Here is a 16,668-nt window from a genome sequence, read left to right as displayed (position 1 = left end):
TTCTGCGGTGGGCTAGTCGGTGCCGCTGTCAGCGGCCGTCGTCTCTTCGGCCGCTGGCGGTCCGTCACTGCTTTCGGCCCCCTCGTCCGGGAAATATCCCGATGGGCCGAGATAGCGCGTCCAGAGGACCAGAAGCGAGGGCAAGATCAGTACGCTCGCGAGGAAGGCGTAGATGATCGTCAGTCCGGTGATGATGCCGAACTGTCGCAACACCGGCAGGATGGCAAACACGAGCGTCCCGAAGCCACCGACAGTCGTCGCTGCACTCCCGAGCAACGCACCGCCAGTGCCGGTGACTGTCGTTTCCATGGCATCCCAGACGTTACCCTGCCGTCTGAGTTCGAGTTCGTATCGGGAGCTGATGTGAATGCTGTACGCGATTCCGAGACCGATCGTTAGCGAGGTGATCGTCCCCGTTAGCGTGTTGAACGAGATGCCGAGCAGCCACATCGAGCCGAGGATCCAACTCACCGAGAAGACCACGGGGAGCAGCGTCACGACGCCGAGCGACGCCGGATTCCCCGTCAGCCGGTAGGCGATGGCGAGGAAGACGAACACCGCGACGAGGGTGATGATCAGCCCCTGAATAACCGTCGAGAGTAGATCCTGCTCGACTTCGTTGAAGATCACCTGATCGCCCGTTGCGATCGCGGTGAGTTCGTTCTCGCTGTTGCTCTCGATTTCGTCGGCTGCGCCCTGTAGATCGCTCGCCACAGCCGATCCCGAGGCGTCTCCCTCGACGGCGACGGTCATCCGCAGTGCTTCGTACTCACCGTTGCTGGATTGGTAGATGACCTGCGACGCTCTCGGATTCAGTTCGAGCACCTGGTCGTACAGCGCAGAGACGTTCTCCTCGGGAACTAACGTTGCCATCTCTCTCGGCGAGGGGTTCTCAGCGCCCGCTGCGGCGGCGAAGTTGGCCGCGAACTCACTCTGGGGGTTTTCCGCCGCCGTCCGCTGCATGACCGACAGCGGCGAGCGAATGTCGGGTTCGCCGTTTGCCAGCTTGAAGATCGTCTCGCGCTCGCTCAGATCTGCGTTCGCATCGTCGACCCACTGTAAGGTCCGTTCGTCGGTCACGTTGCCGCGTATCAGGATCTCCCCTTCGCTCCCCTCCTGCTGGAAGTTCGCGGAGAGATACTCGATGTCCTCTTTGGCCTGGTACTCCCCGGGTTTGAACGGTTCAGGGAGATCCTGGGTCCACTCCGGCGGACTGTCCGCGAGGAAGTCTTCCTGCTGGAAGCTCGTATCGACCTGTGTCGCGCCGACGGCCCCGCCAAGAGTCAGAAGCAGGGTCACGGCAACCACTGCGACCGGGAACCGTCGCGCCGCCATCGCACCGCTTGCGAGGACCCGCGAGAACCGCGAGTCTCCGGTCCCGAAGGCCCGTTTCTGTCGGTCCAGTCCGTGCGCTTCGAGGAAGCCGTCGATCTCGATTTTGAGTGCCGGAATGAGTGCCCCGAAGATGAGCAACGCCGCGGTCACGCCGAAGGCGCTGACGACGCCGAAGTCCCGGAGTGGTCCGATCGGGCTGGTCAGGTTGGCGAGGAAACCGATCGCCGCGGTCGCCGTCACCCAGATGAGCGCGACGCCGACGCCGCCGAGTGCGAGCCCCATCGAACGGCGGAGGTCTTCGTCTTCCCCTCCTTCGGCCCGTTGCTCCCGGTGGCGCATGAACACGTGGATCGCGTAGTCGATCGAGAGCCCGATCAGTAACACCGGCACCGAGAGCAGGAGTTGATTGAACGCGACGCCGGTCCAGCCCATGAAGCCGAACGTCCAGATCAGCACCGCGAAGATTCCGACCACGCCGAGGATGATATCCAACAGATCACGGTACGCGACCGTCAGCGCCAGCACGACGAACAGCAACGCGAGCGGGCCGACGATGGCTCCGCTGTCACCGAGAGACTGATCGATTTCTTCTGTGATGATCCCGGCTCCAAACACGGTGTACTCGAAGTCCTGTTCCTGCGTGATATCGCGCATTTCCAGCTGCGAGTTGGTGATTCTCTCGCCGAGTCCGTCCGGGGATTCGAGCGATCCGCCGTCCGTCCGTTGCGTGATAAAGGTGAGCCGCGCCGATGCCGTCGCCGTCCCTGGCTCGTAATCTCTGGGCATCAACGCTAGCCCTTGGGAGTTGCCGTTATCCCGGAGAAGGCCCGGATCCTCGGTCAGAAGCGCTTCGAGTGTCCACTCGCTGTCCTCGATCCGTTCGATGGCCGCGATCTGTTCGTCGAGCGTCGGCGGCTGTGGTGCCGACTGGTTCTGTTCGCGGTCTTGCTGTGCGGAACCGCCGTCAGGCTGGTCGGCAGCCGCCCGCTGGCGCGCTCGTGCCTCCCGCTGGAGTTGTGCCTGCGCAACCAGGTTCTCGACGCCGAATATGGCGTTTTCGTCGGCCAGCGTCCCGTTGATCGTCTCGCTGTCACGGAACTCCTGTTGGAGTTCGAGCGATTCGATCAACGCCTCTTCCGTGAGGACGTTCTCTCCACGTTGGATCAACTGAACTGTCGTCTGATTCTCTCTGTCCTCGACGACGAAGTTATTCTGAATGTACTCGTTTGCTTCCGTTGCGTCCGATTCGGACTCGAACTGTCCCGTATCAGAGTCCTGTTCGACCATCCCTGCACCGGCCCCGATACCGGCGGTGAGAAGCAGCATCACAACGATGACTGTCTTGCTGTACGTCGTCAGGAAATCGGCGAACCGCTGGGGAAGATCACTCACGGTTGCCCTCCGTAGAAACTGCCGGCACTCTGTCTCATTTTGTCGCTAGAGGGAAGGCGTTGTCAGCCTAAATACTTGTTGTTACGTTCATACTGACATCATTCCTTACTCTGAAATACGGCCCGTTGGAGCCGCTCGTTGCCCTGTTCGCAGCGAGGCAGGCGATTTTATGCGCCGTCGGTCCGGAGGACAATTATGACCGAGACACTGACCGCAAACGGAGTCGAGTTCGCGTATCATCGCCGCGGCGACGGGGATCGGCTGGCGCTCTGTCTGCACGGCTTTCCCGACAACGCGGACTCACTTCTCCCGATCGCTGACCGACTCGCAACGGAGGGATTCACCGCCGTCTCGCCGTACATGCGCGGGTACGGACCCACGTCGCTCGCGCCCGACGACGATTATTCGACCCGCGCGCTCGGTGCTGACGCACTCGCTCTCGCCGACGAACTGCTCGAACGGGAAGACTGCGAAGAGGCCGTACTGATCGGCCACGACTGGGGGGCTGTCGCCGGCTACGCGGCCGCGCGGCAGGACCCCGACCAGTTCGCTCACCTCGTGACGATGGCCGTGCCGCCGGGGTTTTCGGCGCTCGTACTGGACTCGCCGCGCCAGCTACTCAGAAGCTGGTACATCTGGCTGTTCCAGTTTCCCGGCGTCGCAGAGCGGATTCTCGAAGCCGACGACTTTGCGCTGATCGAGCGCCTCTGGCGGCTCTGGAGTCCCGACTGGGAGTACGACGACGACCACCTCGACTCCGTCATCGAGACGTTCGGCTCCGAAGGAACGCCCGAAGCAGCACTGCAGTACTACCGACAGTTCGTCAATCCTGCAGTCAGGGATCTCGCTCGCAATGGCCGACTGACGCTGGACTCGCAGCCGCCGATCGACGTTCCCGGACTGGTTATCGCCGGGGAGCGTGACGGCTGTATCGGTGCGGAACTGTTCGACCGTGCTGACGAACCGTTTACCGCCGACTGCCGGGTCGTGAAGATCCGCGACGCCGGCCACTTCATGCACCGAGAGCGCCCGGACATCGTAAGCGAGGAGATCCGCGAGTTCGTCGGCGCGATCTGAGAGCAGTCGCTGTCGGTGTCTCGCGGAGTCGACGAAATAAAAAGGGCCGCTGTGTGGCAGTTAGGTCAGCCGTCGGACCGCGAACAGTCCCGCAACGAGCATCGCGACCAGGGCCGCGATGATCCCAAAGCCGGGGCCGTTGCCGTCGGAGCTACTGTCGTCAGCTTCTTCGTCGTCCATTTCCTCATCACTGCTGTCCATGTCGTCTTCTCCGTCCGTTTCCTCGCCATCCATCTCGTCGTCTCCATCCGTGTCGTCCATCTGCTCGACGGCAGATGCGCCGAAGCTATCCATCACGGGAGCGCCGGCGGCGACGTACGGACCGTCCGAGGCGCCCTCACTCGTGAGGAAGTCGTACATCTGGTTACCGTTGGTGTCGAAGTGTGCCATCGCAAACAGCGTGTCGTCCTCTTCGAGCGGTTCGTCGAGGCTGATCTCCACGTTCTCGTGGGTGCCCGGTGCGAGGTACTCGCTGGTGCCGCGGACGCTGTCGAGGACAGCGCCGTCCGCGAGCGTCGAGTCGTGAACGGTCACGAACCCGCCGTCGTGGAGCGTCACGCTCTCGATGACGACCGTCTCGCCGTCGGAGTTCTCGACATCTGCACTGACTGCCGCGGTGACGCTCACCGTGTCTGACTGCATGACGATGTCCCCACCTGCGGTGTAAGGACCGTCAGCGTCACCACCAGAGTCGACGAAGTCGTACATCTCATTGTCGTTCGTGTCCTGATGAGCCATCGCGAAGACCTGGTTGGTCTCGGTCAGCGGGGCATCGAGTTCGACGACGATATTTTCGTGGGTGCCGGCATCCAGGTACTCACTGGTGCCGCGGATGCTGTCGATCACGTCACCGGCGGCCAGCGAAGAGTCGTGAATCGTCACAAATCCGCCCTCAGAGAGGTCGACACTGTCGATCACGACGGTCGTCCCGTCGGAACTCTGTGCGGTGAAGTCGACGCTCGCCGACACGGTCACGTTGCCTGGTGTCATGACGATATCACCGCCGGTAGTGTACGGCCCGTCAGCGGCACCACCGGAGTCGACGAAGTCGTACATCTCGTTGTCGTTCGTGTCCTGATGAGCCATCGCCAGTAGCGTGTCATCCTCCGCGAGCGGATCGTCGAGGGTGACTTCGATGTTGCGGTGGACTCCGGGTGCGAGATACTCGCTCGTGCCTCGGATGCTCCCGATGACCTCACCATCCTGGAGTGTCGAGTCGTGCATCGTCACGAACCCGCCATCTGGCAGGAACACTTCCTCGACGACGACGGTCGTCCCACCGGATGCCTGTGCGTCGAACGCGACCGATGCGTTCTCGCTCAGCGCGACCTCTGCGCTGTCGACGACAGCGTCACCAGCGCTGTTCGAGAACGGTCCGTCTGCGTCACCGTTGCTGGCTGGGAAGTCGTACTCCTGGTTGTCGTTCGTGTCTCGGTGAGCCATCGGGACGAGCGTGTCGTCGTCTTCGAGTGGCTCGTCCAGTTGGATCCGAAGATCCTCGTAGATGCCCGCGTCGAGGTACGCGCTCGTGCCGCGAACGCTCTCGAAGACAGCGCCGTCGAGCAGGCTGGAGTCGTGAACGGTCACGAATCCGGGCTCTGCGAGTTCGACTCGGTCGACGGTGATGTACTCGCCTTCGGAACTCTGTCCGCTGAAGGAGAGGTTGGCCGAGACGGTCACCTCGGCGTTGTCCATCACGATCTCACCGTCGAGGGTGTAGGGTCCGTCAGCCTCGCCGTTCGAGGAGACGAACGTGTACGCGCGGTCACCGTCCGTATCCTGGTGAGCCATCGCGTGGAAGGTGCCGCCCTCGATACCGTCGTCAAGTTCGACAACGACATCCTCGTGGGTGCCGGGTTCGAGATACGCGCTCGTTCCAACGACACTGCCGAGCGTGTTCCCGTCGGTGAGCGTGCTATCGTGGATCGTCACGAACCCGCCGTCGGGGACGGTCACCTCGTCGACGACGACTGTCTCGCCGCCGGAGGTGGTATTCTCGAATGTCACGTCTGCCTGGTGTTCGTCGGCCGATACTGGTGCTGCGAGCGCCCCGGCCCCGACGGCGAATGCCGCCGCGACGAGGAGTGCAACTCTCATCACATCGTATGCGTTCTGACGCATACCCTATCCGAAGACGGGTACTTAAAAGAAGATTTTCCGAAATCCGACCGAACTCTCACCCAATTTCGTCCCCAAAATGCCCCACGTACCGCGATATACCCACTTTTTTGCTGATTGTATTCGGATTGGTTACGGCCTCAGCGAGGTATTTAAAATCGCGGCCGTCCACGACTCGTAACCGAGCTCGAAAATAGCCGGGCCGCGGTTCGCGAGTCAGTCCCAGGTGATCCAGACGAGCACCGCCAGTCCGACCGTTTCGAGCAGATGCAGTGCCATCAGCGCTCGCCAGACGATGTTCGGTACCGACGAGTTGAACCACGCCGACAGCGTCGGATCGACGATGTAGATATACAGCGAGAGCGCATTTCGCGCGAGCAGGAAGACGGCGAACATGGCGAGACCGAGGGCGTGTTTCGACCGGAGGTCGAGATAGTTCCGCCCCCAGACGCTCAGCAGCGCCGCGAGCAACACGATATTGATTCCCGCCGAAAGGCGGGCGACATCGAACCAGAGACTCATGATAGTTCACCTACCCTGGCTATCCCTTTAACCACTTTCCCAATTTCGTCCCAAAACTCTCCCAAAACCGCAGCATGTGGCCGTAATCGTGTGTTTTCGGTCATGTCTCGTCCACCTGTTCGATAATTGTAGTTACCGTCTCCCAGTGGCTTCGCGTCCGCTCGGTCGGCAGATAGACCGCCCCGTAGTCGTCACCGCTGCTTTTGACGACATCGTTCTCGACGAGAACATCGAGATGGTGTCGGACCGTCTTGTAATCCAGATCGAGATCGTCGGCGAGTTGGTTCGCGTTCCGGGGGCGCTCGTCCAGCGCGCGTAACAGGCGCACGCGATTGGTCCCGCCGCGTGTGCCCGTCAGCACGTACCAGAGAACGCCCTCCATTAGGCTGGTAGTCAATGGCCCGGGCCCTAATAGTATCGCTCTCCCGGAACCCGCCGCTCCCGCAGTTCGAGACGATACCGAAAAACCACTGTCTCACCGGAGTTGTCGCTTCCTCTCACCGCGGACGACTGCCGGCTTTGATCGGCTGTCGCTATCTTTGTGTGTCCGTCTCCGTCCGAATCCACTCGGTTAGTTCCTCGCCCGCGACGAAGCCGTCGTCCCGCCGCGCCACTGGCTCCCCGTCGACGAACAGCACGAAAAGCGGCACCCGGCGCACGTCGAACCGCTCGATCAGCGGCGGGTCGTCTCGCGGGTTGATCAGTCCGACATCGAGTCCGAGTTCGCGGCCCACGTTACCGACCACCGGCTCCATGCTCTGACAGAGCCCGCAGCCGTTCGTGTAGAACTCGACGAGTGCAACGTCTGCCTCAGCACAGAAGGCGTCCAGATCGGCCTCGTCGGCAAGCTGGACTGGTCGGTGCTGGTCCATCGTTGGATCTGCCTGGTCGCTTTCTGGCTGACTCATGCTCTTCCTTGGTGTTCTGGCCGACTAAACGCTTCGGCACACAGAAAGAAGACAGGGCGGGAGGGCGTGTGACTAGCGGGCTGTTCGGGTCCCACAGCGGCTGTCAGGGTCGAGTGGGTTCGGGACAGGGCGGACGACTGGCGATGATCGGACGTGGGACCCCTGCCGACCGTGCGTCGGCAGTCTACCCGACGGCCCACAGCGTAAAGACCGCCTCGGAGAGTCAAATCTGCATTTCACCGACGGAGTTCCCACCGGGCCGGCACGAGGGCTGCTGAGCACTGTGCATCTAAGCCTTCTCTCCGTGGCAACTGTCTTTGGGATCGAGCGCGAAGTAGTACCAATGAAAGACGACAGCGCCAGTCTTTCGGTCGCGGAACTGGCCGACTACTGCAGTACTCAAGCCCGACTCCTTGCGGGTCGCACGGAAACCCTCGCCGCAGAGACTGACGAGTTGCTCGACGAAATCGACGAGGAGATTTCGGGGATGCGAGAGCGTCTCACGGCACAGGCGAATGGTCCCGAGAGTCCCGGCGCTTCCTCGCCGACGGCCGGCGCTGACACCGCCGACGAAGTCACGCAACTCGAAGCGTTGGAGACCGAACTCGAAGAGAAACAGGCAGTTGCCGAGGCCAAACGGGCGCGGATGGTTGCCTTTCAGGAACTGTCGGAGGCGTACGCTGACTTGGCGGAAGACCTCGAAACGACCGCCGACGACGGCCAAGATGCGCTCGAACAGATCGTCCGACTCGAACAGGACCGAGATGCACCGGCGTACTTCGACGACCGACAGACACTGCTCGAAGCCGTCGCCGAGTCGAACAACTGACGAACGCCGGCCACCACATCAGTCGTCCCGGACTCGCGGAGCTTTGCTCCGCGGTGTCTTCGTGAGTATAGCGAACGAAGGCACGAGAGAGCACGGCTCTCCCGCGGTCTGTGCGAGTGTTGTGAGCACAGATTCGAGTGAGCCCTTCACTCGGCGGATTCGAACCGCGAAGACTCGCTACGCTCGTCCTCTGGCCCGAATCCGCTCGTGAGACTATTCGTTCTCACTTCGCTCGAACAGAATAGTCCCGGGCGGATTCGAACCGCCGTCAGAGGCTCCAAAGGCCCCTATGATTGGCCACTACACCACGGGACTGCATATGCTCATTGCTGACTCCCCTACAAGTGTCTTACTGTCGTGACTGCGCATCTCCAGACGACACCCGAATAAAAATCTCGGCTGGGCGACCAGCCGATTCGTTATTTAAATCTCGCCGTCTTCTTCGAGCGCTTCCATGATGTCGCCGACGAACGACTCGACGTCATCGTATGGGAAGTCGCCGCCGCTGACGGTCTGGTTGAGCTCCATGGCCGTCATCGAGAAGTCGCCGGACTCGAAGGACGTCGATGGGCCGTTCGGCAGCGCCGGAACGAGATCCATCGGGCTGTTGATCGGATAGTCTGCACCTTCGAACGCTTCAGTGAACTGCTCGCGCAGGTCGTCTTTGTCGACCATACTCATTTGTTTGTAAGTCGGTACAAAAAGATTGGTGGTTTAGACTCGATAGGGATTCGCACACATCCGCCTTCAGTCTGGCATCTCTCAGCCACTGACTCGCGGCCGACACGAACACGCGCTGCGCGAGAGTATCGATCATCTCTGTCTCCCATACATGTTAGCACCCTCTTTATCATACCTTTCTACATAATAACAAGAGTGTATGCCAGACAACTCAGTCGATAATCCCCAGCGGCGAAGATTACTCGCAGGCGTCGGTACCGGAATCGTCGCCTACGGCGCAGGCATCGGCGCAACGGCGGCACAGAGCCAAGAACAAGTGCAGGCAACACTGAACAACGTCGGCGCCAGCGCGTGGGAAGTGACGAATATCGAGGGCGACGACGAACTCGCGGAGACGGGCGTCGAGAATCCGGAACTCACGCTTCGAGAGGGCGTCCGGTACACCTTCCAGAACGACGGCTGGAGCTCTCACCCGCTGGCCTTCCGCGGGCCGGACGGGGAAGCGCTGTTGAGCCAGAGCGGCGACGGTTCCTTCGAAGGCGACTCCGAAACCGACTGGGTCGACGACGAAAACTCGGTTTCATTCACGGTCACGGGCGAACTGGCCGACGAACTCGACAGTTACGTCTGTACGGTCCACGGATCGATGGAAGGATCGATCCGGACGGTACAGGAAAGCGACAGCGACGCACCCGCAGCGGTCGAATTCAGCGACCAGTCCACCGACGGCACATCGGTAACTGTCGACTCCGTCCGTCTCGACGAGGGCGGGTTCGTGACGATCCACGACAGTAGCCTGAACGACGGTGCAACACTCGACAGCGTTCGCGGCACCTCGGAGTACATCGAGGTCGGTAGCGTCCAGAATCTCGAAGTCGAACTCGACGATCCGCTCACGACCGGCGATACGCTGATCGCGATGGCCCATCGGGACAGCAACGACAACGAGAGCTACGACTTCGTCTCCTCAGAGGGGAGCGAGGACGGCCCATACTCTTTCGACGGCGGCGCAGTAATCGATGACGCCGACGTACAGGTCGACGGTGCCGCCGCGGTGCGGATCGACGATCAGGTGACGGCCGGCGACTCCGTGACCGTCGACTACGCTCGTCTCGACGACGGCGGATTCGTGACCATCCACGACAGCAGTCTCCTCGACGGTGAGACCATCCCGAGCGTCCGGGGCACCTCGGAGTATCTCGACTCCGGTGAGCACGACGAACTCGAAGTCACTCTCGACGAACCGCTCGCCGGGGGCGATACGCTGATCGCGATGCCGCACCGGGATACGAACGGCAACGAGACGTACGACTTCGTCTCCTCGGAAGGGAGCGAGGACGGTCCGTACACGAACGACAGCGGCGCGGTTACGGACAGCGGCGAGGTGCAACTCGTCGACGCCGCAGTCACCTTCCCCCAACAGGCGACCGCCTCACCGACGTTCACTCAGGAGGACCCGACTGCCCCCGGTGTCGTGGTCGACGTGACTGCCAACACCGAGAGTGCTGTCGTCGTCACCTACGAAGACGGCGAAGATCTCGTCATCGCGGGACTGGGCGTCTTCGGCGCGGACGAACTCGACGGCGAGGAGAATGTCGTCGTCGCCGTCGAAGACACCGGTGGCTTCCCCGGCGACCACGTCGCCCACGCCATTCCGACGGCCGATCTCAGCGGCGAGTACGCACCCGGGGATACCGTCTCCGGCGACACCACTAACGCGGTCGTCGACAACGATAGCACGACAGTCCACCAGGCTGGACTCACCTTCGAGGATCAGACCGGCGACGGGCCCGTCGAGAGCGGCGACGCGATGGCGACGGTCGACGCCTCGCTGTCCGGCGATGTTCCGTACACCGTCGATGTCCACGTGACCGACGACGAGGATAGCCTCGTCGCAGCCGAGTGGATCGGCTCCTCGAACGTCCTGACCGGCGAGAACGAGGGTGCAGAGATCATTGCCGAGCGAGCGCCCGAGGACGGCGATTTCAACGAGCTGCCATTCTCCGGGACAGACACCTTCGTCGCGATGATCCACCTCGCCCCGGACGCCAGCGCTGGCGACGCTGCTACGCCTGGCACGGGTCCGGTCGTCCCGAACGCCGACGCCGAGGCCGGTGCGGTTCCGGGTGGTGTGACTGCGAGCGCCGAGATTACCGCCGAAGCCGACGATATGGATGACGGCGACGATATGGACGATGGTGACGACATGGATGACGGCGACGATATGGGCGGTGATAACGAGACGGACGGCGACGGTATGGACGGTGACGATGGCGGCGATGACGGCGAGGATAGTTCCGACGGATCCGGCCCCGGATTCGGCCCCGTCGCCGGCGCGGCCGGGCTGAGCGGCCTCGCGGCCTACGCGTACCGAAAACTCGGCATCGACAGCGAACCGGCGACACCCGAGGACGACGACCTCGAGGAAGACGACGAATAATCGCCAGTATAGACTGTAGATCCCTCTTACCGCGTTTCTTTTCGCCACTGTTTCCGGTCGACGACCTCGCCGTCGAGAACCTCGGCGGATGCCTCGGTCGCCGCCCAGAGGAACTGCGCCGCGACATCCTCCGGGTCGTGGCCGTCTCCCCCGGAGAGGTCGGTCGCCACCTGTCCCGGATCGACGACCCCGACGACACGGTCGGTATCGGCACCGAATCCGCGGGCGATTGCTTCTGCGGCGGCTTTCGAGACGGCGTAGGATCCGTAGCCCGGATACGGCTCCCGTGCGACCGACCCGGAAGCGACGAGAATCCGGGCGTCGTCGGCGAGATGCGGGAACGACTCGCGGATCGTCGCGAAGGTCCCCCGTGCGTTCGTTCGCATGTGATCGTCGAACGCCGCGTAACTCTCCTCGGTCAGCGGTGTCGATCCGGTCTCGCCGTGATAGACTGCGGCGTTGGCGACGACGTAATCGATCTCGCCGCCGATTTCGGCGGCCATCTGCATCAGGCGCTCGACATCGAACTCGTCGCGTACGTCCGCTCGCGCTGCCGTGGCCTCTCCACCCCCGGCTTCGATTTCCTCGGCGACGGCGTCGATCGCGTCGCGATTCCGGGCACAGAGGACGACGTGTGCGCCGGCTTCCGCGAACGCCTGAGCGACGGCTTTCCCGATTCCCCGGCTTGCTCCCGTGACGACGGCTGTGTCTCCGTCCATACCGGCTTTTCGGGTGGCGATCCCTTAATTCCGACTCCCGTCACAGAAGCGGCACTCGGGAAAGAGATTTCCGGAGTCGGCCCCGGCCGTCGACCAGCCGCATCCGACCGCGGACCATCGGGACGACGCCCTCGGAAACCTGCTCGTAGTCGAGCACCTCGAAGCGGTCGTCGTGTCTGAACAACGCTCCAGTCTCGCGGTTGAGATGACAGCCCCCGGCGACGGTGTGCCACGCGGGCGCGAGCACGTCGTGGGCCTGACCCATCCGACCCTCGCCGCGGACGTGTTCGAGAAAGCGAAACTCCCCGCCGGGTTTGAGGACGCGAGCGACCTCCGAGAGGGCGGCTTCGTGGTCGGGAATCGTACAGAAAACGAGCGAGGCGACCACCGCGTCGAAGGAATCGTCTTCGTAGGGGAGCGATTCACCGCCCGCGTCTGCAATATCGACGGCACGACCAAGCCGTTCGGCGCGCTCGACGGCCTGTTCTCGCATGTGCGGGTCGGGTTCGACCGCGTGCAGATCGGCGGCCTCGTCGTAGTAGGGAAACATCGCGCCGGTCCCGGCTCCGATTTCGAGGACGCGTCCCGAGAGGTCTGCTGCGAGTGCTTCGCGGTGTTCGGGCAGCATCGTCCGCTCGGGAATCGCCATCACAGCGTCGTACAACTGCGCAACGAGTGGGTGACCGTCAGTCGACATATCCGACCTTCGCCCGGCAGAACAAAAACGATGCCGGGGTTCAGTTACCGCCGACGGTCTCGTGTAGTGTCGTCGTTCGATCGATCAGTGTCGGAGCGTCGGCGGCAAGCAGTGTCACCAGGGGCTCTTTGCCGTGTTCACCCCGATCGATCACTGCCACGGGGGGCGTCACGGCCTCGCTGAACGCCTGTCGTACTCCCCACTCCATTGTCGCCCCCTCCTCGGCGGCGACTTCGGCGGGTTGTTCTGTCCGACCGTACTCGCCGACTGGCCAGTCCAGTCCCTGTAGCGCGGCCTCAACATCGGCGTCGAATCGGGTGTTGAGCGCGAAGCGGTACTCGGGATGGTATTCCCGAGCGGCCAGCAGAAACTGGGCGACGTGATCCGACGCGCCGTAGCGGATGTCACCGCGGGCCGTGAGGCCCGCTCTGGTTCGACCGATCCGTCCCTCGACGGCAGCGCACTCCTCGGGGACCTCCGCGTAAGGTGTGGCACCAGCAACGTTCATCCCAACTTCGGGGACGAGTGGGCCGACGTTCGCCTCGGCGAGCGCGTCGACTATTTCGCGGACCTGCTCGGCCGTTGGTTCGCGTTCGGCCCGGTCGCGGGCGGCGACCATGTGATGCACTGCGCCGGGTCCTTCGCCCACATTGAGGCTGTACCTGACCGCGCGGGCGAGTAGATCGGTGCCGGTTTTGATCGCCGTCGAGAGGTCGTCGCCGTAGGCGAGGCGGGTCGCGATTGCGGCCGAGAGCATACAGCCCGAGCCGTGGTTGGCCTCCGTGTCGACCCGCGGATGGCTGATCTGTTCGATCTCGTCGTCGGTGACGAAGCTGTCGACGACGTCTTCACCGTCGACGTGGCCCCCCTTCACCAGCGCCGCGTCGACGCCGTCGTCGACCAACCGCTCGCCCGCCCGGATCGCCGCCTCGGTCGAGTCGACTTCGATCCCGGTGAGCACTTCGGCTTCGTCGGCGTTGGGCGTGAGGAGGGTCGCTTCCCGAGCGAGTTCGTGATACGCCGACTCTGCACCGTCATCGAGTAGTCGATCGCCGGACGCAGCGACCATCACCGGATCGACGACCGCCGGAATCGACGACTCGGCGACTCGCTCGGTGACGAGTTCGATCACATCTTCGGTCGCGAGCATCCCCGTCTTCATCGCTCCGACTGCGAAGTCGTCTGTGACGGCGTCGTACTGGGCTCGAATCTCTTCGAGCGGGAGCAGGTGTGTGCTCTGTACACCGCGGGTGTGCTGGGCGGTGACGCTCGTGATGACGCTCGTGCCGAAGGCGCCGCCGGCTTCGATGGTCTTCAGATCGGCCTGAATGCCCGCGCCGCCGCCGGAGTCACTCCCCGCCACAGTGAGGACGACTGGCGGTTCTACGGGTGCCCGTTGTCGAGTCATACACAGAGCTATCACCGGCACATACAAATCGGTAATGGAACTTCAGCCGGTACTGGACTCGCTCTCTTCCTGTAGGTCGATGCGCGTGATCTGGACCTCGACGCCTGGGTGGTCGCTGTCGCCGATCGATTTGTACGGCTGGTCGACAGGCTGTTCGCCCGCGGCAGACGGTCCCACGTAGTCGAACTGTTCGTTGTCGGTGGTCTCCTGATGGGCGACGATCCGGACCGTCTGTCCGTCCCCTAACTCCTGGTTGACCGGGATCACGAGTTCACTGTGTGTGCCCGGTTCGAGATAGTCCGTCCTGCCGAGTAACTCCCCGTCGACGCCCTCTTCATCGTAAATCGCGATGTAGCCGCCCTCGGACAGTGACACTTCTTCAATCCCGTAGACGTTGTTCTGATCGGCCGTCACCCCCGTTGCCGAGATCGAGGCCACGGGGCCGGTGAGCAGGATCATGAAGACGTAGGCGATGGTCACCATGATGGCGGCGTGTTTCGCGCCGTCGCGCAGCGATCCCTCGCCGAGTTGGCCCGCGATGAAGCCCGCCAGCGCCGCCTGGATCATCGCGCCGTGGAAGAAGACCAGCGAGTACGCCGCCTTGTCGACGCTTCCGAGTTGATCGAACCCGGTCGATCCGCTTGGCAACCGACCCACGCTATCGCTAGAGGGGGCGGGCACGACATCGGGAAGGCTCGGAATGAGCACCTGATTGATCGCTCCGACGATGAGCAAGAAGACGAAAAAGGAGACGTAGATGACGACGAGATAGGTCATCATCTGCTGGCGACGCTGGCGGCGGAGTTTGACCTCGGCGCGGGCCTGCTCGGCGGCGACGCGCAACACCGGCCCCATGTCGCCGCTGGCCCGCATCGCGTTGGTCAGAAGCGTCACGACTCGCGTGACGGCTGTCGTCCGAACCCGCCGGCCGAGTCGTACCAGCGCGTCGCCGATGTTCGAGCCGTATTCGAGGTCCCGCCAGATCCGCTCGACCTCCGGCGAGAGCACGCCGAGGTCGCTCCCTCGGAGTCGCTCGAATCCCTCGACGACGGACATCCCGGCCTCGTTCAGGCTGGCGAGTCGTTCGAGCAGTTCCGGCAATGCAGCCTCGATATGGTTCAGCCGTCGCTTGTAGTACTCCCGGACGATTGCGTAGCTGATGAGCACGAACAGCGCCGACTGAATGACGATGTCGTCGAGAATGCGCGTCGTTACTCCTTCGGCTTGAAACGCCACAGGCATCCGTACGAGCATGACGACTGCGGCAATCGGAACCGTCACCCACAGGAGTTTCGTCGGGTTCCAGAGGAAGCTCCGAAACGGATTGCGAAGCCACGTCTTGATCCGGCTCAGGCGGTCGTACAGTTCGAGCATCCGCCAGTTGTTCGCCTCGCGGGCATCGACCGTCCCGCCGTCGGGGCGGGTGGCACTGGTGGTCGGTGAGACGTTCGTCGGCGTAGAGGTTTCGAGTTGATCGAGGATGTTCGTCCCGGTCTCTCGGGCGATTCCGAGTTCGTCGAGTTTCTGCTGGAGGATCAGCGCGAATGCGGCGTTCCCGAGCGGGATCATCAGGTAGATCATCAGCATCAACAGCATCAGCGTGTCCGCGACGAGCAGTCCGAAGACCAGCAAGATTGTGATGAGAAAGAGTGTCCCCGCCACGAGGACCGTGACGTACATCTCCGCGATGGTCGCGAGCAGTTCGAGCACCTCCTCCTGTCGTTCCTCCTGCTCGTCGCGAAAGCGCTCGTACTGCTCGCGGAAAAAGGTCGGCAGGTCGCTGCCGCTCTGGAGGATGCTCGTCATGTTCTCCGCGAAGGTCTTGAACTGCTCGCTGGGGGTTCGCCGGGCCATCCGTCGCAACGCGGAGATCATATCGCGGCCGAACAGATCCATCTCCCGGACGGCGACGTTCATCTCCTCGGCCGCCTCACCGTAGACGGCCCGGTTGCGCGAGAGTGTCCGCAGGATCTGGGGAAACTCCATCCCGCCACGGGAGAGCGCGTACATGAACGCGGTCGTCCGCGGGAGCCCTTCCTCGATCCCCTGGCCTCTGACCGAGGCGGTACTGGCCGGCAGTTGCCAGCGGAACACGTACGAGAGCGTCGCGCTGAGGATGCCGAGCGCGAGACCGCCGACGATCAAGACGAGCCAGCGAGTCTCCGAACTCAGGACCAGCACGAAATCGGTCGTGATACCGAGCGGATCGGTGATCGTATCCGGCAGCCCGGCCAGCGCCCACACCAGCGGTTCGAGGACCGCGAGCACAATCGCGACGACATACGCGCCGAGTATGCTCCCCGCGACGAAGGCCATGAGAACGAACAAAAGTGTCTTGGTCGCATACGTTCGGTAGGTATTCGTCACGTATGCGGCTTCGAGCCGTCGTTTCCGCGTTCGGTTTTCGGAGACGAACCGGCTGAACAGCACTCGACTGACGCGGTTGAGTAGCTTCTCGACTCGCGGGCTGAATTTGCCGAGCAGCCACCCCGCCACGAGTACGAGGCCGAGCAAACTGGGAAGCGGCCAGAGCGGCACCATC

At 62.8% G+C, this 16,668-nt stretch carries 13 protein-coding genes and 1 tRNA gene; 3 read left to right on the top strand and 11 right to left on the bottom strand.

The genetic code is table 11. The features are described 5' to 3' along the window. Positions 1-12: 12 nt before the first annotated feature. A complete protein-coding gene (locus V8P86_RS05230; protein ID WP_336326182.1) occupies positions 13-2,727 on the bottom strand; it encodes an efflux RND transporter permease subunit in 2,715 nt (904 codons plus the stop codon). Positions 2,728-2,922: 195 nt separating this feature from the next. Here V8P86_RS05230 and V8P86_RS05225 point away from each other — a divergent pair, with 195 nt between their 5' ends. After that, positions 2,923-3,804 carry an alpha/beta fold hydrolase gene (locus tag V8P86_RS05225; RefSeq protein WP_336326181.1) on the top strand — a complete coding sequence of 294 codons (882 nt, stop codon included), beginning with the start codon at positions 2,923-2,925 and terminating at the stop codon, positions 3,802-3,804. Between the two features lie 60 nt (positions 3,805-3,864). Here the strand turns inward: V8P86_RS05225 and V8P86_RS05220 are convergent, their stop codons facing one another. The 4 genes from V8P86_RS05220 to V8P86_RS05205 all read right to left on the bottom strand — a co-directional run bounded on the left by V8P86_RS05220 (position 3,865) and on the right by V8P86_RS05205 (position 7,352). Further along, on the bottom strand, positions 3,865-5,925 hold the full coding sequence (locus V8P86_RS05220; RefSeq protein WP_336326180.1) for a DUF7282 domain-containing protein: 2,061 nt from the start codon (positions 5,923-5,925) through the stop codon (positions 3,865-3,867). Positions 5,926-6,138: 213 nt separating this feature from the next. Beyond that, positions 6,139-6,444 (bottom strand): DUF8036 family membrane protein, encoded by a 306-nt coding sequence (locus tag V8P86_RS05215; protein ID WP_336326179.1) that lies wholly within the window; start codon positions 6,442-6,444, stop codon positions 6,139-6,141. Positions 6,445-6,544: 100 nt separating this feature from the next. Then, the gene (locus V8P86_RS05210; protein WP_336326178.1) at positions 6,545-6,826 is read right to left on the bottom strand and encodes an ArsR/SmtB family transcription factor; all 282 of its coding nucleotides are present in this window, start codon (positions 6,824-6,826) and stop codon (positions 6,545-6,547) included. A gap of 151 nt (positions 6,827-6,977) precedes the next feature. Next, positions 6,978-7,352 (bottom strand): thioredoxin family protein, encoded by a 375-nt coding sequence (locus V8P86_RS05205; RefSeq protein ID WP_336326177.1) that lies wholly within the window; start codon positions 7,350-7,352, stop codon positions 6,978-6,980. 343 nt (positions 7,353-7,695) lie between these two features. Here V8P86_RS05205 and V8P86_RS05200 point away from each other — a divergent pair, with 343 nt between their 5' ends. Continuing rightward, positions 7,696-8,181: a hypothetical protein gene (locus V8P86_RS05200; protein WP_336326176.1), complete on the top strand. Its 486-nt coding sequence runs from the start codon at positions 7,696-7,698 to the stop codon at positions 8,179-8,181. A gap of 242 nt (positions 8,182-8,423) precedes the next feature. Here the strand turns inward: V8P86_RS05200 and V8P86_RS05195 are convergent. Together V8P86_RS05195 and V8P86_RS05190 are read right to left on the bottom strand one after the other, a co-directional pair. Beyond that, positions 8,424-8,496: transfer RNA gene (locus tag V8P86_RS05195), tRNA-Gln, on the bottom strand. A 108-nt stretch (positions 8,497-8,604) separates the two neighbouring features. Further along, a complete protein-coding gene (locus V8P86_RS05190; protein WP_336326175.1) occupies positions 8,605-8,856 on the bottom strand; it encodes an MTH865 family protein in 252 nt (83 codons plus the stop codon). A 205-nt stretch (positions 8,857-9,061) separates the two neighbouring features. On the opposite strand from V8P86_RS05190, the gene V8P86_RS05185 reads away from it, so the two are divergent. Further along, a complete protein-coding gene (locus V8P86_RS05185) occupies positions 9,062-11,302 on the top strand; it encodes a DUF7282 domain-containing protein (protein ID WP_336326174.1) in 2,241 nt (746 codons plus the stop codon). Positions 11,303-11,328: 26 nt separating this feature from the next. Here the strand turns inward: V8P86_RS05185 and V8P86_RS05180 are convergent, their stop codons facing one another. From V8P86_RS05180 to V8P86_RS05165, 4 genes are read right to left on the bottom strand one after another with little or no spacing between them, the layout of a single operon-like run. Next, positions 11,329-12,021, bottom strand: coding sequence for an SDR family NAD(P)-dependent oxidoreductase (locus tag V8P86_RS05180; protein ID WP_336326173.1), 693 nt, complete (start codon positions 12,019-12,021; stop codon positions 11,329-11,331). Positions 12,022-12,061: 40 nt separating this feature from the next. After that, the gene (locus V8P86_RS05175) at positions 12,062-12,718 is read right to left on the bottom strand and encodes a class I SAM-dependent methyltransferase (protein ID WP_336326172.1); all 657 of its coding nucleotides are present in this window, start codon (positions 12,716-12,718) and stop codon (positions 12,062-12,064) included. 40 nt (positions 12,719-12,758) lie between these two features. Then, on the bottom strand, positions 12,759-14,126 hold the full coding sequence (gene thiD / locus V8P86_RS05170; RefSeq protein ID WP_336326171.1) for a bifunctional hydroxymethylpyrimidine kinase/phosphomethylpyrimidine kinase: 1,368 nt from the start codon (positions 14,124-14,126) through the stop codon (positions 12,759-12,761). A 42-nt stretch (positions 14,127-14,168) separates the two neighbouring features. Continuing rightward, positions 14,169-16,667 carry a type II secretion system F family protein gene (locus V8P86_RS05165; RefSeq protein WP_336326170.1) on the bottom strand — a complete coding sequence of 833 codons (2,499 nt, stop codon included), beginning with the start codon at positions 16,665-16,667 and terminating at the stop codon, positions 14,169-14,171. Between the last annotated feature and the right edge of the window lies 1 nt (position 16,668).

It is taken from the genome of Halovenus anhuiensis (assembly GCF_037080055.1).
Lineage (GTDB): Archaea > Halobacteriota > Halobacteria > Halobacteriales > Haloarculaceae > Halovenus.
This window is presented reverse-complemented; position numbering and strand designations above follow the sequence as displayed.

Coding starts and splice junctions, on each gene's coding strand:
- thiD (WP_336326171.1), bottom strand. CDS start 14,126: ATGACTCGACAACGGGCACCCGTAGAACCGCCAGTCGTCCTCACTGTG.
- V8P86_RS05210 (WP_336326178.1), bottom strand. CDS start 6,826: ATGGAGGGCGTTCTCTGGTACGTGCTGACGGGCACACGCGGCGGGACC.
- V8P86_RS05175 (WP_336326172.1), bottom strand. CDS start 12,718: ATGTCGACTGACGGTCACCCACTCGTTGCGCAGTTGTACGACGCTGTG.
- V8P86_RS05205 (WP_336326177.1), bottom strand. CDS start 7,352: ATGAGTCAGCCAGAAAGCGACCAGGCAGATCCAACGATGGACCAGCAC.
- V8P86_RS05190 (WP_336326175.1), bottom strand. CDS start 8,856: ATGGTCGACAAAGACGACCTGCGCGAGCAGTTCACTGAAGCGTTCGAA.
- V8P86_RS05200 (WP_336326176.1), top strand. CDS start 7,696: ATGAAAGACGACAGCGCCAGTCTTTCGGTCGCGGAACTGGCCGACTAC.
- V8P86_RS05180 (WP_336326173.1), bottom strand. CDS start 12,021: ATGGACGGAGACACAGCCGTCGTCACGGGAGCAAGCCGGGGAATCGGG.
- V8P86_RS05220 (WP_336326180.1), bottom strand. CDS start 5,925: ATGCGTCAGAACGCATACGATGTGATGAGAGTTGCACTCCTCGTCGCG.
- V8P86_RS05185 (WP_336326174.1), top strand. CDS start 9,062: ATGCCAGACAACTCAGTCGATAATCCCCAGCGGCGAAGATTACTCGCA.
- V8P86_RS05225 (WP_336326181.1), top strand. CDS start 2,923: ATGACCGAGACACTGACCGCAAACGGAGTCGAGTTCGCGTATCATCGC.
- V8P86_RS05165 (WP_336326170.1), bottom strand. CDS start 16,667: ATGGTGCCGCTCTGGCCGCTTCCCAGTTTGCTCGGCCTCGTACTCGTG.
- V8P86_RS05215 (WP_336326179.1), bottom strand. CDS start 6,444: ATGAGTCTCTGGTTCGATGTCGCCCGCCTTTCGGCGGGAATCAATATC.